This is a genomic window from Pinisolibacter sp. DMC100 (genome assembly GCF_056313705.1).
The window spans coordinates 707,060-724,863 of the sequence record NZ_JBQUZT010000001.1; the positions used below are offsets into that span (position 1 = coordinate 707,060).

Below are 17,804 nucleotides of genomic sequence, written 5' to 3' on the forward strand. Positions count from 1 at the left end.
GGAAAGACGCCCGATGGCCGCCTATGTCCTGCGCCGCTTCCTGCTGATGATCCCGACGCTGATCGGCATCATGGCGATCTCCTTCGCCATCGTGCAGTTCGCCCCCGGCGGTCCGGTCGAGCGCGTCATCGCCCAGGTGACCGGCACCGACGTCGGCGCAACCGCCCGCGTCTCCGGCGGCGGCGGCGACTTCGGCGGCGTCCAGGCGGGCGGCGCCGGTGCCGACGTGTCGTCGAAGTACCGCGGCGCCCGCGGCCTCGATCCGGAGTTCATCAAGAAGCTCGAGAAGCAGTTCGGCTTCGACAAGCCGCCGCTCGAGCGCTTCTGGATCATGATGAAGAACTACGCCGTCTTCGACCTCGGCCAGAGCTATTTCCGCTCGATCTCGGTGATCGATCTGGTCAAGGAGAAGATGCCGGTCTCGATCTCGCTCGGCCTGTGGATGACGCTGATCTCCTACGGCATCTCGATCCCGCTCGGCGTCTCCAAGGCGGTGCGCGACGGCTCGCGCTTCGACGTCTGGACGTCGGCCGCCATCGTCGTGGGCTACGCCATTCCCGGGTTCCTCTTCGGCATCCTCCTGATCGTGCTCTTCGCCGGCGGTTCGTTCTGGGATTTCTTCCCGCTCCGAGGTCTGACGTCGGAGGGCTGGAGCCAGATGTCCTGGCCGGCGCGGATCGTCGACTATCTCTGGCACCTGGTGCTGCCGCTGACCGCCATGTCGCTCGCCGCCTTCGCCACCACGACGCTGCTGACCAAGAACTCGTTCCTCGACGAGATCCGCAAGCAGTACGTGGTGACGGCGCGGATGAAGGGCCTGACCGAGCGCCGCGTGCTCTACGGTCATGTCTTCCGCAACGCGATGCTGCTCGTCATCGCCGGCTTCCCGGCCGCCTTCATCGGCGCCTTCTTCGCCGGATCGCTGCTGATCGAGACCATCTTCTCGCTCGACGGGCTCGGTCTCCTCGGCTTCGAGAGCCTGGTCAATCGCGACTATCCGGTGGTCTTCGGCACGCTCTGGGTCTTCTCGCTGATGGGGCTGGTGGTGAACCTGATCTCCGACCTGACCTACACCTGGATCGATCCGCGGATCGACTTCGACAGCCGGGAGGCGTGACATGGCACTCTTCGCCCCCCTCTCGCCGCTCAACGCCCGGCGCTTCGCCAACTTCAGGGCCAACCGCCGCGGGGCGTGGTCGCTCGTCGTGTTCCTGGTGCTCTTCGCGGTGTCGCTCGTCTCCGAGCTCATCGCCAACGACCGGCCGATCCTGATCGTCTACAAGGGCGAGATCCTGTCGCCGCTTCTCGCCGACTATCCGGAGGAGAAGTTCGGCGGCTTCCTGCCGCAGACCCAGTACCGCGATCCGGTCATCCGCGACGAGATCGAAGCGCACGGCTTCATGATCTGGCCGCTGGTCCGCTACGCCTACAACACGCCCAACAACGAGATTCCCGAGCCGGCCCCCGCCAAGCCGTCGTGGATGTATTCGAAGGAGAAGCGCTGCGAGCGCTATCCGGGCGGCGTGAACGATCCCGGCTGCACCGTGGGCAACTGGAACTGGCTCGGCACCGACGATCAGGCCCGCGACGTCGCGGCGCGCCTGCTCTACGGCTTCCGCATCTCGGTACTGTTCGGCTTGGCGCTCGCCGTCGTCTCCTCCATCGTCGGCGTCGCCGCCGGCGCGGTGCAGGGCTATTTCGGCGGTTGGCTCGACCTCGCCTTCCAGCGCTTCATGGAGATCTGGTCGTCGCTGCCGCATCTCTACCTGCTGCTGATCGTCTCCTCGATGTTCGTGCCGAGCTTCTGGATCCTGCTCGGCATCCTGCTGATGTTCTCCTGGGTCAGCCTCGTCGGTCTGGTCAGAGCCGAGTTCCTGCGCGCGCGCAACTTCGAATATGTCCGCGCCGCCAAGGCGCTCGGCGTCGGCAATGCCCGCATCATGTGGCGCCACCTGCTGCCCAACGCGATGGTGGCGACGCTGACCTTCATGCCCTTCATCCTCAACGGCTCGATCACCACGCTGACCTCGCTCGACTTCCTCGGCTTCGGCCTGCCGCCGGGTTCGCCGTCGCTGGGCGAGCTGTTGGCGCAGGGCAAGAACAACCTCCAGGCGCCGTGGCTGGGTCTGACCGGCTTCTTCCTGATCTCGCTGATGCTGAGCCTGCTGATCTTCGTCGGCGAAGCCGTGCGCGACGCCTTCGACCCGCGAAAGACCTTCTCGTGAGATGTGCTAGGATCGGGGGCGAGGAGAGCGTCATGAACAAGACCGTGCATCGCGAGATCGTCGCCTCGGAGCTTCCCGCCGATCTGCGCGGCGACATCGACCCGTCGCACACCGTGCGGGTGGTGATCGAGGACCTCGGCGACCGCAAGGCCGAACGGCTCGCCGCGGCCGAACGCATTCTGCGCTATGCCGGTCTCTCCAAGCACAAGCGCACGACCGCCGAGCAGGCGGCCGCCAAGATCCGCCAGATCCGCGACGAATGGGATTCCTGATGAGGATCTACCTCGACGCGAACTTCTTCATTCGACTGATCGAGGGCGATACCTCGGAAACGGCGGAGTTCTTCGCCCGGGCGGTCGAGAACGATCACGCGTTGATCACCAGCGAGCTGACCTTGCTGGAAACGCTGACCGGGTCGATCCGCGACCGGGACGATCGCGAGATCGCGGCCTACGAGGACATTCTGACGCCGGGGGGATCTCCCCTGGACGTTCGGCCCATCGACAGGGGCGTCCTCCGGCGGGCGGCGGCAGTCCGGGTCGATCTGCACGACAAGACGCCGGACGCCATCCATGTCGCCACCGCGATGGAAGCGGGATGCGAAGCCTTCGTCTCCTCCGATCGCAAGCTGCGTGTTCCGACCGGCATGCGGAAGGTCTCTCTCGAAGAACTGGACGGACTGGTTTGACCTCACCCCTCCTCTCCGTCCGCGATCTCTCCGTCGCCTTCCATCAGGGGGGGCGGACGAGCCTCGCCGTCGATCGGATCTCCTTCGACATCGCGCGCGGCGAGACGCTGGCGCTGGTCGGCGAATCCGGGTCCGGCAAGTCGGTGACGGCGCTGTCGATCCCGCGGCTGCTGCCCTATCCGGCGGCGTCGCACCCCTCGGGCGAGATCCTGATGAAGGGCGTCGACCTCCTGAAGGCCGACGAGCACACGCTGCGCGGCATCCGCGGTGCCGACGTCACCATGATCTTCCAGGAGCCGATGACCTCGCTCAACCCGCTCCACAGCATCGAGCGGCAGGTCGCCGAGATCATCGAGCTGCACGATCTCTCGCGCGGGCAGTCCACCCGCAGCCGCGTGCTCGAACTGCTCGAGGCCGTCGGCATCCAGCGTGCCGCCGACCGGCTCGGCGCCTATCCCCACCAACTCTCCGGCGGTCAGCGTCAGCGCGTGATGATCGCCATGGCGCTGGCGAACGAGCCGGATCTGCTGATCGCCGACGAGCCGACGACGGCGCTCGACGTCACCGTCCAGGCGCAGATCCTCAAACTCCTCTCCGAGATCAAGGGGCGGATGGGCATGTCCGTCCTCTTCATCACCCACGATCTCGGCATCGTCCGCAAATTCGCCGACCGCACCTGCGTCATGACCGCGGGCAAGATCGTCGAGGCGGGACCGACGGCGGAGATCTTCGCCGCGCCGCGCCACGCCTACACGAAGAAGCTGCTCGCCGCGGAGCCCAAGGGCGAGCCGCCGGCGATCGACCTCTCCGCGCCCGTGGTGGCGCAAGCCGAGGACGTGAAGGTCTGGTTCCCGATCAGGAAGGGCTTCTTCCGCCGCACCGTCGACCACGTGAAGGCGGTCGACGGTGTGTCGCTGACGTTGCGCGCCGGCCAGACCATCGGCATCGTCGGCGAATCCGGCTCAGGCAAGACGACGCTCGGCCTCGCGCTCCTCCGCCTCCTGCCCTCGACCGGCCGCATCGTCGTGCTCGGCCGCTCGGTCGAGGGGCTCGACGCCAAGGCCATGCGGCCGATGCGGCGCCAAGCCCAGATCGTCTTCCAGGACCCGTTCGGCTCGCTCTCGCCGCGCCTCTCGGTCGGCGAGATCGTCGCCGAGGGCCTCGAGGTCCACATGCCGAAGCTGTCGCCGCAGGAGCGCGAGGACAAGGTGATCCGCGTGCTGGAGGAGGTCGGTCTCGACCCCGAGACGCGCCACCGCTACCCGCACGAGTTCTCCGGCGGGCAGCGCCAGCGCATCTCGATCGCCCGCGCCATGGTGCTCGAGCCGGCGGTGGTGGTGCTCGACGAGCCGACCTCGGCGCTCGACATGTCGGTGCAGGCGCAGGTCGTCGACCTGTTGCGCCACCTCCAGGCGAAACACGGCCTCGCCTATCTCTTCATCTCCCACGATCTCAAGGTCGTCCGCGCGCTCGCCGGCGAGGTGATCGTGATGAAGGACGGCAAGGTGGTGGAGAAGGGTCCTGCGATCGAGATCTTCGAACGGCCGACGACCGACTACACCAAGGCCCTGATGGCCGCGGCCTTCCGCCTCGAGGCGGTCGAGGGCGCGGTCCGGCAGTGAGACGGGACGGACGCGGCGCCGTGGTGGGGCCGCTTCTCCGCGTGGTCACGCGGTCGCGGCACCGACCATCGCGTCGATCGTCTTCAGCATCAGATCGATGTCCTGCGGCCGCGACAGACGGTGATCGCCGTCGTCGACGAAAGTGACGGTCGCGTCGTCCAGCGCCAGACGCTCGCCGATCCGCAGCGCGTGGCGCCACGGCACGCTGGCGTCGCGCTTGCCCTGCAGGATGGCGACCGGACAGCCGGTCTCGATCGTGCCGCCGAGCAGCAGGTTCCGCCGTCCGTCCTCGATCAGTCCGCGGGTGATCATGTAGGGCTCGTCGGAGTAGTCCGATGGCTCGGCGTAGACGCCCTCCTCCAGGATGGTGCGGCGGATCTCGTCGGAGAATCCCGCCCACATCAGCTCTTCGGTGAAGTCGGGGGCCGGTGCGATCAGCACCATGCCGGCGACGCGCGTGCCGGCGCGGCCGACGCGGGCGAGCTCGGCGCGGGCGAGCAGCAGCGCCATCCAGCCGCCCATCGACGAGCCGATCAGGATCTGCGGACCGGTCGTGGTGGCGAGGACGGTGCTCGCCTCCTCCTGCCAGCGCGAGATCGTGCCGTCGACGAAGCGGCCGCCGGAGACGCCGTGGCCGGAGTAGTCGAAACGGGTGACGGCGAGGCCGCGCGCCGCGCCGTGGGCGTCGAGCGCCAGCGCCTTGGAGCCGACCATGTCGGAGCGGAAGCCGCCGAGCCAGAAGAGGCCGGGTGCGGCGCCCGCCCGCCGCTCGATCGCGATCTCGCGCGCCGCCTCGCCCGTGCCGACCGTCAGCCTCTCGACCATCGCGCTCTCTCCTCGCATCCGACGCCGTCGCTCCTATCGGCGGACCACGCGCGTGGGAAGCATTTTCTTCACCGCGTCGAGGCGATCGTGCGGCTTCGCGACGCCTCGCCACGCCCGCGGGTGGTCTCGGGCGTTGACTTCCCGGCGATTTCGGCGAATTGTCGAGCAACGGTTCGACGCACCGACCCTCGTCGGCCGAAAGCCTCGGCGCATCGCGCGCGGGGCTTTCCGTGCAAGACGCGAGGGGACCGCATCGTCATCGAGCGCGGTCGCCGGTTTGTCGACGTCATCAGAGGAGATCACGACCATTCGCCGTCCGTTCCGCGCTCCGCCGCCGCCCAAGGAAGGGCCGCGCATCAACCGAGAGATCCGTGGCGTTCCGCAAATCCAGCTGATCGACGAAGAAGGCACCAACGTCGGCGTCGTCGCCTTCTACGACGCGCTCGATCGTGCCGAAGAAGCCGGCCTGGACCTCGTCGAAATCGCCCCGAACTCGGTTCCCCCGGTCTGCAAGCTTCTCGACTACGGCCGCTTCAAGTTCCTGGCCCAGAAGAAGGCCGCCGAGGCGCGCAGGAACCAGAAGGTGGTCGAGATCAAGGAGATCAAGCTCCGCCCGGGCATCGACGACCACGACTACGACACCAAGATGAAGCAGTCTCGCCGCTTCTTCGAGGAAGGCGACAAGGTCAAGGTGACCCTGCGCTTCCGCGGCCGCGAGATGGCGCATCAGGATCTCGGTCTGCAGGTTCTCGCCCGCTTCCGCGACGACACCGCGGACATCGCCAAGGTCGAGGCCGATCCGCGCCTCGAAGGCAAGCAGATGATCATGATTCTGGCGCCGCGCTGAGCGGTGCCGGAACGGCCGGAGGCCCTGCCGGCAGAGCCTTTCGACGCCCCGCCTCGGCGGGGCGTTTTCCATCCGGCCCCCATTCGCGACGCGGCCGGACGATGACGGAGACCGTCCGATGAGCACGACTCTTCGACAGTTGCGCTGGCGCACCATCGGCGACGATGCGGCCGTCACCGGCCTCGAACACGTCGAGCTGAAGATCTCCGACAGCCAGATCGCCGCCGAGGGCGTGGCGATCGGCGGAGCCGGCGAGGCCGCCTTCGGCGCCCGCTGGCGCATCGTGGTCGACGCCGAATGGGCCTGCGTCCGCTCCCTCCACCTGACCCGTCTCGGCGGCCCGACGCTGGCGCTGCGCCACGACGGCTACGGCGGCTGGTCGGACGGCGAGGGCAAGCCGCGCAAGGAATTCGCCGGCCTCCAGGACTGTCTCGTCGCCGGCTCGCCCTTCGGCCTGATGGCGCTGGTCAAGCGGCTCGGCAAGAAGGCGGAGAAGGCGCAGAGCCTCGAGGCGATCGTCGTCGACGTCGCCGCCCTCGAGCCGGTCAAGGCGACGGTCGCGCTGAAGCCGCTCGACGGGGGGAAGAAGCTCGCCGTCACCGTCGGCGACGCGGCCTTCGAGGTCGAACTCGACGACGAGGCGACCCCGACCCGCCACGGCGCGGCGATCGCGCTCGCCTGAGACACGGCGCGGTTCGTTCCCCGTTGCATTTCCGACATCATGCGCCTATAACCCCGCGGTCTCGCGAACCGGCCGGCTGATCCAAGGGCATGCCGAGGTGGTTCATGAAGGCTCGAACCCAAAGTCAATTCGGGACACGAGGGTTCACATGCGGTCTGCCGATCGCGTGGCCGGTGGTGCTTTCGGGCGCCGCCGTATTCGCGTCCCCAAACTCGAGAGAGCCAAATGCCCAAGATGAAGACCAAGAGCGGCGCCAAGAAGCGCTTCAAGCTCACGGCCACCGGCAAGGTGAAGGTCGCTCAGGCCGGCAAGCGCCACGGCATGATCAAGCGGACGACGAAGTTCATTCGCGACGCGCGCGGCACCACGGTGCTCGCCGACTGCGACGCGAAGATCGTCAAGCAGTTCCTGCCCTACGGCTGAGCCGCACCGCCAGACCCCACCATTCGTAAGGATTACCAGCCATGGCTCGTGTCAAGCGCGGTGTCACCTCGCACGCCAAGCACAAGAAGGTTCTGAAGGCCGCCAAGGGTTACTACGGCCGCCGGAAGAACACCATCCGTACCGCCAAGGCGGCCGTCGAGAAGGGCATGATCTATGCCTACCGCGACCGCAAGAACAAGAAGCGCAACTTCCGCGCCCTGTGGATCCAGCGCATCAACGCCGGTGTCCGCTCGGTCGCCGAGACGATGACCTACTCGCGCTTCATCGACGGCCTCAACAAGGCCGGCATCGAGGTCGACCGCAAGGTCCTCTCCGATCTCGCGATCACCCAGCCGGAGGCCTTCAAGGCCCTCGTCGAGAAGGCCCAGGCCGCTCTCGCCGCCTGATCGCCCGACTCGGACGGTTCGAAAGGCCCCGCGCGAACTCCGCGCGGGGCTTTTCTTTTTTCCGCCGCCTTCGCCCCCTCTTGCTCGCGCAAGCCGCCCGGTGCATCGAGGGGCGGCGAAACGGGGATCGACGGCATGCTGCGCTACAGGAACGACATCGACGGTCTGCGTGCGGTCGCGGTGGTGCCGATCGTGCTCTATCACGCCGGGGTGTCGCAGATTTCCGGCGGCTTCATCGGCGTCGACGTCTTCTTCGTCATCTCCGGCTTCCTGATCACCTCGATCATGCTCGGCGACATCGAGGCCGGCCGCTTCTCGGTCGTCGCTTTCTGGGGCAAGCGCATCGTCCGCATCTTCCCGGCGCTCTTCGTGATGCTCGCCGGCGTGATGATCGCGGGTTGCCTCTTCCTCTTCCCCGGCGATCTCCGGGCGCTCGCCTTCTCGACCGCCGCCGCCGCCGCCTTCGTCTCCAACATCTGGTTCGAGTTCACCACCGGCTATTTCGGCCCGGCGGCCGAGACGCTGCCGCTGCTCCACACCTGGTCGCTCGGCGTCGAGGACCAGTTCTACATCGTCCACCCGCTCCTCATCGCGATCGTTCATCGCTTCGCATCCGACCGGCTGAAACCGGTGCTGGTGGTGACGGCGCTTCTCTCCTTCGCGCTCGGCCTGTGGCTCTGCCTGTCGATGCCGGTGCACGGCTTCTACGGCCTGCCCGGCCGCATCTGGGAACTGGCGCTCGGCGCGCTGGTCGCCGCCGGTGCGGCGCCCCTGCTCGCCTCGCAGCGCGCCCGCGACATGGCGGCGCTGGGTGGCGCCGGCCTGATCGCGCTCGGCTACCTGCTGATCCGCCCGACGAGCCTCTTCCCCGTGCCTTGGGGCCTGCTGCCGGCCGTCGGCACGGCGCTGATCATCGCCTATGGCGACGGTGCGATCACCGCACGGCTGCTCGCCGCCGGCCCCGTCCGCTTCATCGGCAAGATCTCCTATTCGCTCTATCTCTGGCACTGGCCGATCATCACCTTCTGGCGCCTGCGCCACGACATGGTGTTGACGCCCGCCGACACGGCGATCGTGGTGACGCTGTCCTTCGCCGCCGCCGTGCTCTCCTATCGCTTCGTCGAGCGCCCGACGATCGACGGTTTCCGCGGCTTCCGCCCCGGCCGGCTGGTGGCGGGCGGCCTCGTCGGCGTCGGCCTGATCGTCGCGACGGCCGGCGTCGTGCATCTCAATGCCGAGAACTGGCGAACCTATCCGCCGGAGGTGCGCAAGGTCGCGGCTTATGCCGACTACACCGCGACCGCCGACCACAGGGCGCAGTTCCTCGACGGCACCTGCTTCGTCTCGCTCGGCGAGACCTACCAACGCGACGCCTGCCTCAAGCTTTCGACGACGAAGCCCAACATGCTGGTCTTCGGCGACAGCCACGCGGCGCAGTACTGGAAGGCGATCGAGGAGCGCTTCCCCGCCTGGAACGTGATGCAGGCGACGGGAGCGGCCTGTCGCGGCCTGTGGAACGTCCGCGCCGAGAGCCATTGCCTCGGCTTCATGCCGTGGATCCTCGACGACTGGCTGGTGAAGAACCGGATCGACGCGATCATCCTCGCCGGCCGCTGGCTCGACGGCGAGGACGATCTGGTCAAGGACACCGTCTCGCGGCTGGTGGCGCGCGGCGTCTCCGTCACGGTGATCGGCCCGACCGTCGAATACGAAGGCGAGATGCCGGCGATCCTGGCCGACGCCATGATGCGCGGCGATCCGGAACTGGCGGCGAAGAAGCGCGTGATGGAACGCCGCGACCGCGATCGGACGATGGCGCCGATCGTGAAGGCCGCCGGCGCCGTCTGGGTCTCGGCCTGGGACGTCGAATGCCCGGCCGGCAAATGCCGCCTGTTCGACCCCGACGGCGGCCCGATGCACTTCGACTACGGCCACCTGACGCTTTCCGGCGCGAGGCTTGTGGCGAAGGCGATTCCCGAACCGGTGAGGAAGTGAGAGGCAACTTGCCCTGGTCGGAGGTGGATAGAGGCCCTTCACTCTGAGGTGCTCGGCGTAGCCGAGCCTCGAAGAGCGAAGGGCCGAGTGGCACCGCCCGTCATGGCTTCGCGCCTCACGAGGCCCGGCCGATGGCCGGGCACCTCAGGATGAAGCCGAACAGGTACGGCGCTCCCGCGTGCCCTCTTCCTCAGTGCGCCTCTTCCCAGTTCGCCGCGGCGCGGGCTTCGACCACCAGCGGCACGGCGAGACGCACGGCGGGTTCCGCCGCGCTCTCCATGACGCGCTTGACCAGCGGGATGGTCGCCTCGACTTGCCCCTCCGGCACCTCGAACACCAGTTCGTCGTGCACCTGAAGGAGCATCCGGGCCGAGAGCCGGGCATCGCTCAGAGCCGCATCCATGCGGATCATCGCCCGGCGGATGATGTCGGCGGCCGATCCTTGAATCGGCGCGTTGATCGCCGCGCGTTCGTTGAAGGCGCGCATCGCCGGGTTCTTGTCGGTGATGCCGGGATAGTGCGCCCGCCGCCCGAACAGCGTCGTGACGTAGCCCTTCGAACGGGCCTCCGCCTTCGCCGCCTCCATGTAGGCGCGGATGCCGGGGAAGCGTTCGAAATACTTGTCGATATAGGCCGCCGCTTCGCCGCGCCCGATGCCGAGCTGGTTGGCGAGGCCGAAGGCCGAGATGCCGTAGATGATGCCGAAGTTGATCGCCTTGGCGCGACGGCGGATCGACGGGTCCATGCCCTGAACCGGCACGCCGAACATCTCCGATGCCGTCATGGCGTGGATGTCGATGCCGTCGGCGAAGGCCTGACGCAGCGCCGGCACGTCGGCGACGTGGGCGAGGACGCGCAGCTCGATCTGGCTGTAGTCGGCCGAGATCAGCAGGTTGCCCGGCGTCGCCACGAAGGCACGGCGGATCTTGCGGCCTTCTTCGGTGCGGACCGGAATGTTCTGCACGTTGGGTTCGGACGAGGAGAGCCGCCCGGTCGTGGTCGCCGCCAGCGCGAAGGACGTATGGACGCGCTTCGTCGTCGGGTTCTCGAAGCTCGGCAGCGCGTCGGTGTAGGTCGACTTGAGCTTGGCGATCTGCCGCCAGTCGAGCACGCGCGCCGGCAGGTCGTGGCCCTGCGCCGCGAGATCTTCCAGCACGTCGGCGCCGGTTGCCCAGGCGCCGGTCGCGGTCTTCTTCGGCGCGGGCAGGCCCATCTTGCCGAAGAGGATCTCGCCGAGCTGCTTCGGGGAGGCCACGTTGAAAGGCTCGCCGGCGAGCGTCTCGATCTCGGCCTCGAGCCGCGCCATGCCCTGGGCGAACTCGCCGGAGAGCCGCGACAGCATCTGCCGGTCGATGGCGATGCCGCGCCGTTCCATCGCCGCGATGACGGGCACCAGCGGCCGCTCCAGCGTCTCGTAGACGGTGGCGAGCCCTTCCGCCGCCAGCCGCGGCTTCAAGAGGCGCCACAGGCGCAGCGTCACGTCGGCGTCCTCGGCCGCATAGGCCGTCGCCCTGTCGATGGCGACGCGGTCGAAGGTGACGGACGACTTGCCCGAGCCGGCGACGTCCTTGTAGGCGATCGGCGTGTGCTCGAGGTGGCGCTTGGAGAGTTCGTCCATGCCGTGGCTGCCGCGCCCGGCGTCGAGCGCGTAGGACATCAGCATCGTGTCGTCGAAGTTGACGATCGTCAGCCCGTGGTTCCCGACCACCAGCGCGTCGTATTTGAGGTTCTGCCCGACCTTGAGCACCGCCGGATCGGCGAGCAGTCCACCGAGTGCGGCGAGTGCGGCGCGGATCGGGATCTGCCCCGGCGCCGGCCCGTCGTCGAAGAGGCCGCCGTCGCCGGAGCGATGGGCGAGCGGCACGTAGCACGCCTTGCCCGGCGCGGTGGCGAGGCTGAAGCCGACGATCTCGGCCTGCATCGCGTCGAGCGAGGTGGTCTCGGTGTCGAAGGCGACGACGCCCACCTCGCGGGCCTCGGCGATCCACGCCTCGAGCCGCTCGAGCGTCCCGACGGTCTCGTAGGCCGACGTGTCGATCGGCCCGCAGGGCACCGCGCGGGCGGCCGCGAGGGCGGCCGGCGTGCCGACGATCGAGGCGGAATCGGCGGCGCCGAAGCCCCCCTCCCTGTCCCTCCCCCTCATGGGGGGAGGGGACGAAGGAGGCGATGCGCCATCCGCCGTCGTGGTTCGAGCGTCGGCGCTGCCACCCGCTCCCCCTCCCCCCTCGAGGGGGAGGGTCGGGGAGGGGGGGCTGCCGACGGAAGCCGTCCCGCCCGCGCTCGCCGGCGGCCAGTGCAACACCGGCACGGTCGCCTTCTCGATCGCTTCGGCGACCGCCCCGGTCGCCTCCGCCACGCGGCGGGTGAGCGAGCCGAAGTCCATCGCCTTGAGGAAGGCGACGAGCCGCGGCCCGTCGATCTCGGCGACCGCCAGATCCTCGATCGGCGTGTCGACCGGCACGGCGCGATCGAGCGTCACCAGGCGCAGCGACAGGCGCGCCGCCTCGGCGTGGTCGATCAGCGACTGGCGGCGCTTCGGCTGCTTGATCTCGGCGGCGCGCGCGAGCAGCGTTTCGAGATCGCCGTATTCGTTGACGAGCTGCGCCGCCGTCTTGATGCCGATGCCCGGCACGCCCGGCACGTTGTCGACCGGATCGCCGGCCAGCGCCTGCACGTCGACCACCTTGTCCGGCGTCACGCCGAACTTGTCGAAGACCTCCGGCGTCTCGATGCGCTTGTCCTTCATCGTGTCGAGCATGACGACGCCCGGCTCGATCAGCTGCATCAGGTCCTTGTCGGAGGCGACGATGGTGACGTCGGCACCGAGCGCGCGCGCCTGCGTCGCATAGGTGGCGATCAGGTCGTCCGCCTCGAAGCCCCTCTGCTCGACGCAGGCGACGTTGAAGGCGCGGGTCGCCTCGCGGATCAGCCCGAACTGCGGCCTGAGATCCTCCGGCGCCTCCGGCCGATGGGCCTTGTACTGGTCGTAGATCGCGTTGCGGAACGTGTCGCCCGAGGCGTCGAAGATCACGGCGAAATGGGTCGGTTCGACGGTGCCCGTCTTCTTCGCCTCCTTGAGGAGGCGGAACAGCATGTTGCAGAAGCCGGAGACCGCGCCGACCGGCACGCCGTCCGACTTGCGGGTGAGCGGCGGCAGCGCGTGATAGGCGCGGAAGACGTAGGACGAGCCGTCGACCAGGAAGAGATGGTCGCCGGCCTTGACCGGACGGGCGGAAGCACCGTTGGGGAGGATCGTGTTCATGGGGCGCATGGTAGCGACCCCGGACGACGGGACAAGCACGGATCGCGCTCCTCCCCGGGGAATGCGCGGTGCGCCCCCGACACCGACGTCCCGAAACGCGAAACGGCGCCCGCGGCGCCGTTTCAGGTCTTCGTCGATGCCGTCGGCCTCAGGCGCGGAGCGTCGCGCCGGTCGCCTTGGTCACGGCGGCCACCACCTTGGCGGCGACGGCCTCGAGGTCCTTGTCGGTCAACGTCGCCTCGCGCGGCTGCAGCTGGACCGCCACCGCGACCGACTTCCGGCCCTCGCCGAGCGCCGCCCCGCGGAACACGTCGAAGACCTGCACGTCGGTGATCAGCGCCTTGTCGGCGCCGCGCACCGCCTTGAGGATCTTCTCGGCCTCGACCTTCTCGTCGACGACGAAGGCGAAGTCGCGCGAGAGCGCCATCAGCTCGGGCAGAACCAGCGCGCCCTTCGACTTGGTCGCCTTGGCCTTGGGCTCGGGGATGGCATCCAGATAGACTTGGAAGCCGACCATCGGCCCGGTCACGTCCATCGCCTCGAGGGTGGCCGGATGGATCTCGCCGAAATGGGCGAGCACGTTCTGCGGCCCCATCTGCAGCGTGCCGGAACGGCCGGGGTGATACCACGAAGGCGCGGTGCGGGCGATCTGCAGGCGGTCGACCGCCACGCCGAGCGCTTCCAGCACGGCGAGCGCGTCGGCCTTGGCGACCGTCCAGCCGACCGCGCCCGCGGCGCCGAGCCAGTGACGGCCCGAACCGGTCGACGACGCGGTGCCGCGGCGCAGGCCGGCGGCCTCGAGCTTCTGATCCTCGGGGCGGTCGCCCTTGAAGACCTGACCGACCTCGAACAGCGCCACGTCGGCGGTGCCGCGCTTGACGTTGCGGCCGACCGCGGCCACCAGGCCGGGCAGCAGCGACGGGCGCATGTCGGAGAGATCGGAGGCGATCGGGTTGGCGAGCGCGAGCTCGGCCTTGCCACCGCCGAAGTGCTCGGCCTCGGCCTTCGACACGAAGGACCAGGTGACGGCCTCGAGCATGGTGCGGGTGGCGAGCACGCGACGCGCCTTGGAGCGGCGGATCTGCAGCGGCGTCAACACCTTCTTGCCGACGGTGCCGGTGGCGTCGAGCGGCGTCGAGACGACGTTCTCGAGGCCGTGGATGCGCATCACCTCTTCGACCAGATCGGCCTTCTGCGTCACGTCGGCACGCCACGTCGGCACCGCGACGCGGAACGTGTCGCTGGGAGCGACGACGAAGAAGCCGAGCTTCTCGAGGATGTCGCGGATCTCGGCACGATGGAGCGTCAGGCCGGTCAGCCGCTTCACTTCCGAGATCGGGAACTCGATGATCCGCTCGGTGATCGGCGCCTCGCCGACCACCACCGGCTCCGACGGCTCGCCGCCGCACAGGTCGAGGATGATCTGGGTGGCGTAGTCGATGCCGTTCTCGAGGTTGGCCGGATCGACGCCGCGCTCGAAGCGATAACGCGCGTCCGAGACGATGCCGGTGCGCCGGCCGGTCTCGGCGGTGCGGGCCGGGTCGAACCAGGCGCATTCGACGAAGACGTCGGTGGTCTCGTCCGAGCAGCCGGTCGCCTCGCCGCCCATGATGCCGCCGAGGCCGAGCGGCCCGGAGGCGTCGGCGATGACGCACATGCGCTCGTCGATCGCATAGGTCTTGCCGTCGAGCGCCTCGAGGCTCTCGCCGGTCCTGCCGTAGCGGGCGACGATGTCGCCGGAGAGCTTCGCCGCGTCGAAGACGTGCAGCGGCCGACCGCGGTCGATCGAGACGTAGTTGGTCATGTCGACCAGCGCCGAGATCGGACGCAGGCCGATAGCCTTGAGGCGACGCTGCATCCACTCCGGCGCCGGGCCGTTCTTGACGCCGCGGATGTGGCGGCCGTGGAAGGCCGGGCAGGCGACGACGTCGCCCGCGGCGAAGTCGAGCGAGACCTTGACCGGCGAGGCGTAGCGGCCGGGCGTCTTGCGCGCCGCGTCGGGCCTGAGCGTGCCGAGGCCGGCCGCGGCGAGATCGCGGGCGATGCCGCGCACGCCGGTGCAGTCGGCACGGTTCGGCGTCAGCGACACGTCGATCACCGGATCGTCGAGATCGGCATAGTCGGCGTAAGCGGTGCCGACGGGGGCGTCGGCGGGAAGCTCGATGATGCCGTCGTGGTCCTCGGAGAGTTCCAGCTCGGCCGCCGAGCACATCATGCCGTGGCTCTCGACGCCGCGGATCTGGCCGACGCCCAGCGTGATGTCCTTGCCCGGGATATAGGTGCCGGCCGGGGCGAAGACGGTGCGCAGGCCCTCGCGGGCGTTCGGCGCGCCGCAGACCACCTGGATCGGTGCCGGGCCGCCGAAGTCGACCATGCAGACGCGCAGGCGGTCGGCGTTGGGGTGCTGCACGGCGGAGACGACGCGGGCGACCACGAAGGGCTTGAGGACCGCGCCCTTGTCTTCGACGCCTTCGACCTCGAGCCCGATGCGGGTGAGCATCGCGACGATCTCGTCGAGCGTGGCCTCGGTGTCGAGGTGGTCCTTCAGCCAGGAGAGCGTGAACTTCATGGGATCGGTCCCGTCGGTGCGTCGGCGCGAACGGCGCGCGACGAATGAGGCGAAAGGGTCGGGTTCAGACGCTGAGGCCGCCGAACAGCGTCGGCAGGTCGAGCGGGCGGAAGCCGTAGTGCTTCAGCCAGCGCACGTCGGCGTCGAAGAAGGCGCGCAGGTCCGGCATGCCGTACTTGAGCATGGCGATGCGGTCGATGCCCATGCCGAAGGCGAAGCCCTGGTACTCGTCCGGGTCGAGACCGCAGTTGCGGAGCACGTTCGGGTGAACCATGCCGCAGCCGAGGATCTCCAGCCAGTCGTCGCCCTCGCCGAACTTGATCTCCGGGCCGGAGCGATCGCAGCGGATGTCCACCTCCATCGACGGCTCGGTGAAGGGGAAGAACGACGGGCGGAAGCGCATCTCGACGCTCTCGACCTCGAAGAAGGCCTTGCAGAACTCCTCGAGCACCCACTTCAGCGTGCCGATGGTCGAGGTCTTGTCGATGACGAGGCCTTCGACCTGATGGAACATCGGCGTGTGGGTCTGGTCGCTGTCGCAGCGATAGGTGCGGCCCGGCGCGATGATGCGGATCGGCGGCGTCTGCAACAGCATGGTCCGCACCTGCACCGGCGAGGTGTGGGTGCGCAGCAGCTGACGCTTGCCGTCCTGCCCCGGCTCGAAGAAGAACGTGTCGTGCATCTCGCGGGCGGGATGGCCCTCGGGGAAGTTCAGAGCGGTGAAGTTGTAGAAGTCGCTCTCGACGTCCGGCCCTTCGGCGACTGCGAAGCCCATGTCGGCGAAGATCGCCGTCAGCTCGTCGGTGACCTGGGAGATGGGGTGGATGCGGCCCTCGTTGGCCGGGCTCGACCACAAGGGCAGCGTCACGTCAACCGTCTCGGCGGCGAGACGGGCGGAAAGCGCCGCGGCCTTCAGCACGGTCTTGCGGGCGGCGAGCGCCTCGCCGATGCGCTCCTTCAGGGCGTTGACGGCGGCACCGCGCGTCTTGCGCTCCTCCGGGTCCATGGCGCCGAGCGTCTTCAGGAGGTCCGACACCGTCCCCTTCTTGCCGAGCGCGCCGACGCGCACCGCTTCCAGCGCCGCCTCGTCGGAGGCGTCCGCGATGGCCGCGCTCAGGGACTTTTCGAGATCGTCGATGTCGCTCATGGATCCGTGTTCCGAAGGATGCGTCGCAAAAAGGGAAATCGGCGGCACTTCTAGCCGGAAACGCCGTGCGGGGAAAGGCCTGCCGGCGCTTGCCTGCCGGCCGGGCGGTCACGCCGCCGCGACCGGCGCTCCGGAGGAATGCGGACAACCGTCCGAAATGCGAACAATACTGATTTTCCCGCTTCCGAAGCGACCCGATCGCCCCTACCATGGGACGACGTCTCGAGCCCTTTTCGGGCGAAGGAGCCCAATAAACGAACGGCCGTACGCCGACCAGGACGAGGAACGAACGACCATGGCTCTCGCGAACATTCTGGTGCATCTCGACCGCTCTCCGCGCACCGCTGTCCGCCTCGCGCTCGCGGTGAAGCTGGCGGCGCGCGACGGCGCCCGCCTGACCGGCCTGTTTGCCGAACAGTTGGCCGCCCACCGTGTCGGCGTCGTCGCCTCCTGGCCGCCGGCGGAGTATGTCGTCGCCGTCGCCGAAGTGCGCGCGGCCTTCGAGGCCGCGACCACGGCGCTCGGCGACAAGGCCACCTTCGTCGACATCAACCGCGGTTCGGAACAGGAGATCCTGTCGCGCGCCACCGACATCGCCCGCACCTTCGATCTCGTCGTCCTCGGTCAGGCCGAGGAGGGGGGCCGCGCCCCGGCCGATCTGCCCGAGCAGATCATCCTCGAGAGCGGACGTCCGGTGCTGATGGTGCCCTATGCCGGCAACTACGAGGATCTCGGCCACCGCCCGCTCTTCGCCTGGCACCGTTCGCGCGGCGCCGCCCGTGCCCTGCACGAAGCCCTGCCGCTGGTCGCCTCCGGCGCCGACGCGCTGGTGGTGGAGGCCGGCCGGCCGGGCGACGCCACCGACGAGTTCGCCGATCTGGTCGTCGGCGCGCTCGCCGCCCATCGCATCGGCGCCCGCTTCCAGACGGTCGTCGTCGAAGAGATCAAGCTGATGGACACGCTGCTCAATCAGGCGGCCGACCATTCCGCCGACCTGATGGCGATCGGCGCCTTCGACCATGCCGGCCTCGCCTTCTTCGGCCGCGGCTCGGGCACGCGCTACATCCTGCGCCACATGACGCTGCCGGTGCTCTTCGCCCACTGAAGGCACG

15 protein-coding genes are annotated in these 17,804 nt (G+C 68.7%); 11 read left to right on the forward strand and 4 right to left on the reverse strand.

Annotated features, from left to right (window positions below; all coding sequences use genetic code 11):
- The first annotated feature begins 13 nt into the window (after nt 1-13).
- The 5 genes from ACT541_RS03310 to ACT541_RS03330 are packed head-to-tail and all read left to right on the forward strand — an operon-like array spanning nt 14 to nt 4,535.
- On the forward strand, nt 14-1,117 hold the full coding sequence (locus ACT541_RS03310; protein WP_476134243.1) for a microcin C ABC transporter permease YejB: 1,104 nt from the start codon (nt 14-16) through the stop codon (nt 1,115-1,117).
- Between the two features lies 1 nt (nt 1,118).
- The gene (locus tag ACT541_RS03315) at nt 1,119-2,225 is read left to right on the forward strand and encodes an ABC transporter permease (RefSeq protein WP_476134244.1); all 1,107 of its coding nucleotides are present in this window, start codon (nt 1,119-1,121) and stop codon (nt 2,223-2,225) included.
- A 32-nt stretch (nt 2,226-2,257) separates the two neighbouring features.
- Nucleotides 2,258-2,497, forward strand: a complete 240-nt coding sequence (locus ACT541_RS03320) for a hypothetical protein (RefSeq protein WP_476134245.1) — start codon at nt 2,258-2,260, stop codon at nt 2,495-2,497.
- The gene (locus ACT541_RS03325) at nt 2,497-2,913 is read left to right on the forward strand and encodes a type II toxin-antitoxin system VapC family toxin (RefSeq protein ID WP_476134246.1); all 417 of its coding nucleotides are present in this window, start codon (nt 2,497-2,499) and stop codon (nt 2,911-2,913) included. Before ACT541_RS03320 ends, ACT541_RS03325 begins: the two co-directional genes overlap by 1 nt.
- Nucleotides 2,910-4,535 carry an ABC transporter ATP-binding protein gene (locus tag ACT541_RS03330; RefSeq protein WP_476134248.1) on the forward strand — a complete coding sequence of 542 codons (1,626 nt, stop codon included), beginning with the start codon at nt 2,910-2,912 and terminating at the stop codon, nt 4,533-4,535. Before ACT541_RS03325 ends, ACT541_RS03330 begins: the two co-directional genes overlap by 4 nt.
- 45 nt (nt 4,536-4,580) lie before the next feature.
- On the opposite strand, the gene ACT541_RS03335 is transcribed toward ACT541_RS03330, so the two are convergent.
- Nucleotides 4,581-5,360, reverse strand: coding sequence for an alpha/beta hydrolase (locus ACT541_RS03335; protein ID WP_476134249.1), 780 nt, complete (start codon nt 5,358-5,360; stop codon nt 4,581-4,583).
- A gap of 307 nt (nt 5,361-5,667) precedes the next feature.
- Between ACT541_RS03335 and infC the strand changes: the two genes are divergently transcribed.
- From infC to ACT541_RS03360, 5 genes are all read left to right on the forward strand, one after another.
- Nucleotides 5,668-6,207, forward strand: a complete 540-nt coding sequence (gene infC / locus ACT541_RS03340) for a translation initiation factor IF-3 (RefSeq protein ID WP_476136017.1) — start codon at nt 5,668-5,670, stop codon at nt 6,205-6,207.
- A gap of 118 nt (nt 6,208-6,325) precedes the next feature.
- On the forward strand, nt 6,326-6,889 hold the full coding sequence (locus ACT541_RS03345; RefSeq protein ID WP_476134251.1) for a putative glycolipid-binding domain-containing protein: 564 nt from the start codon (nt 6,326-6,328) through the stop codon (nt 6,887-6,889).
- 225 nt (nt 6,890-7,114) lie between these two features.
- Complete coding sequence (gene rpmI, locus ACT541_RS03350; RefSeq protein ID WP_476134252.1) at nt 7,115-7,312, forward strand: 50S ribosomal protein L35; 198 nt, start codon at nt 7,115-7,117, stop codon at nt 7,310-7,312.
- A 41-nt stretch (nt 7,313-7,353) separates the two neighbouring features.
- A complete protein-coding gene (gene rplT / locus ACT541_RS03355) occupies nt 7,354-7,719 on the forward strand; it encodes a 50S ribosomal protein L20 (RefSeq protein ID WP_476134254.1) in 366 nt (121 codons plus the stop codon).
- A 135-nt stretch (nt 7,720-7,854) separates the two neighbouring features.
- Nucleotides 7,855-9,714: an acyltransferase family protein gene (locus ACT541_RS03360; protein WP_476134255.1), complete on the forward strand. Its 1,860-nt coding sequence runs from the start codon at nt 7,855-7,857 to the stop codon at nt 9,712-9,714.
- 190 nt (nt 9,715-9,904) lie between these two features.
- Here ACT541_RS03360 and polA read toward each other — a convergent pair whose 3' ends face one another.
- The 3 genes from polA to pheS form a co-directional block, all read right to left on the reverse strand.
- Nucleotides 9,905-12,976, reverse strand: coding sequence for a DNA polymerase I (gene polA / locus ACT541_RS03365; RefSeq protein WP_476134257.1), 3,072 nt, complete (start codon nt 12,974-12,976; stop codon nt 9,905-9,907).
- A gap of 148 nt (nt 12,977-13,124) precedes the next feature.
- Nucleotides 13,125-15,545 carry a phenylalanine--tRNA ligase subunit beta gene (gene pheT / locus ACT541_RS03370; protein WP_476134259.1) on the reverse strand — a complete coding sequence of 807 codons (2,421 nt, stop codon included), beginning with the start codon at nt 15,543-15,545 and terminating at the stop codon, nt 13,125-13,127.
- A gap of 64 nt (nt 15,546-15,609) precedes the next feature.
- Nucleotides 15,610-16,692, reverse strand: coding sequence for a phenylalanine--tRNA ligase subunit alpha (pheS, locus tag ACT541_RS03375; RefSeq protein WP_476134260.1), 1,083 nt, complete (start codon nt 16,690-16,692; stop codon nt 15,610-15,612).
- 295 nt (nt 16,693-16,987) lie between these two features.
- Here pheS and ACT541_RS03380 point away from each other — a divergent pair, with 295 nt between their 5' ends.
- Entirely contained in the window at nt 16,988-17,797 is an 810-nt protein-coding gene (locus tag ACT541_RS03380) for a universal stress protein (protein WP_476134261.1), read from the forward strand.
- Nucleotides 17,798-17,804 lie beyond the last annotated feature (7 nt).

What these genes read in the sequence shown, in the direction of transcription:
- pheT (WP_476134259.1), bottom strand. Translation starts at nt 15,545, where the DNA reads ATGAAGTTCACGCTCTCCTGGCTGAAGGACCACCTCGACACCGAGGCC.
- ACT541_RS03315 (WP_476134244.1), top strand. Translation starts at nt 1,119, where the DNA reads ATGGCACTCTTCGCCCCCCTCTCGCCGCTCAACGCCCGGCGCTTCGCC.
- polA (WP_476134257.1), bottom strand. Translation starts at nt 12,976, where the DNA reads ATGAACACGATCCTCCCCAACGGTGCTTCCGCCCGTCCGGTCAAGGCC.
- ACT541_RS03335 (WP_476134249.1), bottom strand. Translation starts at nt 5,360, where the DNA reads ATGGTCGAGAGGCTGACGGTCGGCACGGGCGAGGCGGCGCGCGAGATC.
- ACT541_RS03325 (WP_476134246.1), top strand. Translation starts at nt 2,497, where the DNA reads ATGAGGATCTACCTCGACGCGAACTTCTTCATTCGACTGATCGAGGGC.
- ACT541_RS03360 (WP_476134255.1), top strand. Translation starts at nt 7,855, where the DNA reads ATGCTGCGCTACAGGAACGACATCGACGGTCTGCGTGCGGTCGCGGTG.
- rpmI (WP_476134252.1), top strand. Translation starts at nt 7,115, where the DNA reads ATGCCCAAGATGAAGACCAAGAGCGGCGCCAAGAAGCGCTTCAAGCTC.
- ACT541_RS03380 (WP_476134261.1), top strand. Translation starts at nt 16,988, where the DNA reads ATGGCTCTCGCGAACATTCTGGTGCATCTCGACCGCTCTCCGCGCACC.
- ACT541_RS03345 (WP_476134251.1), top strand. Translation starts at nt 6,326, where the DNA reads ATGAGCACGACTCTTCGACAGTTGCGCTGGCGCACCATCGGCGACGAT.
- rplT (WP_476134254.1), top strand. Translation starts at nt 7,354, where the DNA reads ATGGCTCGTGTCAAGCGCGGTGTCACCTCGCACGCCAAGCACAAGAAG.
- pheS (WP_476134260.1), bottom strand. Translation starts at nt 16,692, where the DNA reads ATGAGCGACATCGACGATCTCGAAAAGTCCCTGAGCGCGGCCATCGCG.
- ACT541_RS03320 (WP_476134245.1), top strand. Translation starts at nt 2,258, where the DNA reads ATGAACAAGACCGTGCATCGCGAGATCGTCGCCTCGGAGCTTCCCGCC.
- ACT541_RS03310 (WP_476134243.1), top strand. Translation starts at nt 14, where the DNA reads ATGGCCGCCTATGTCCTGCGCCGCTTCCTGCTGATGATCCCGACGCTG.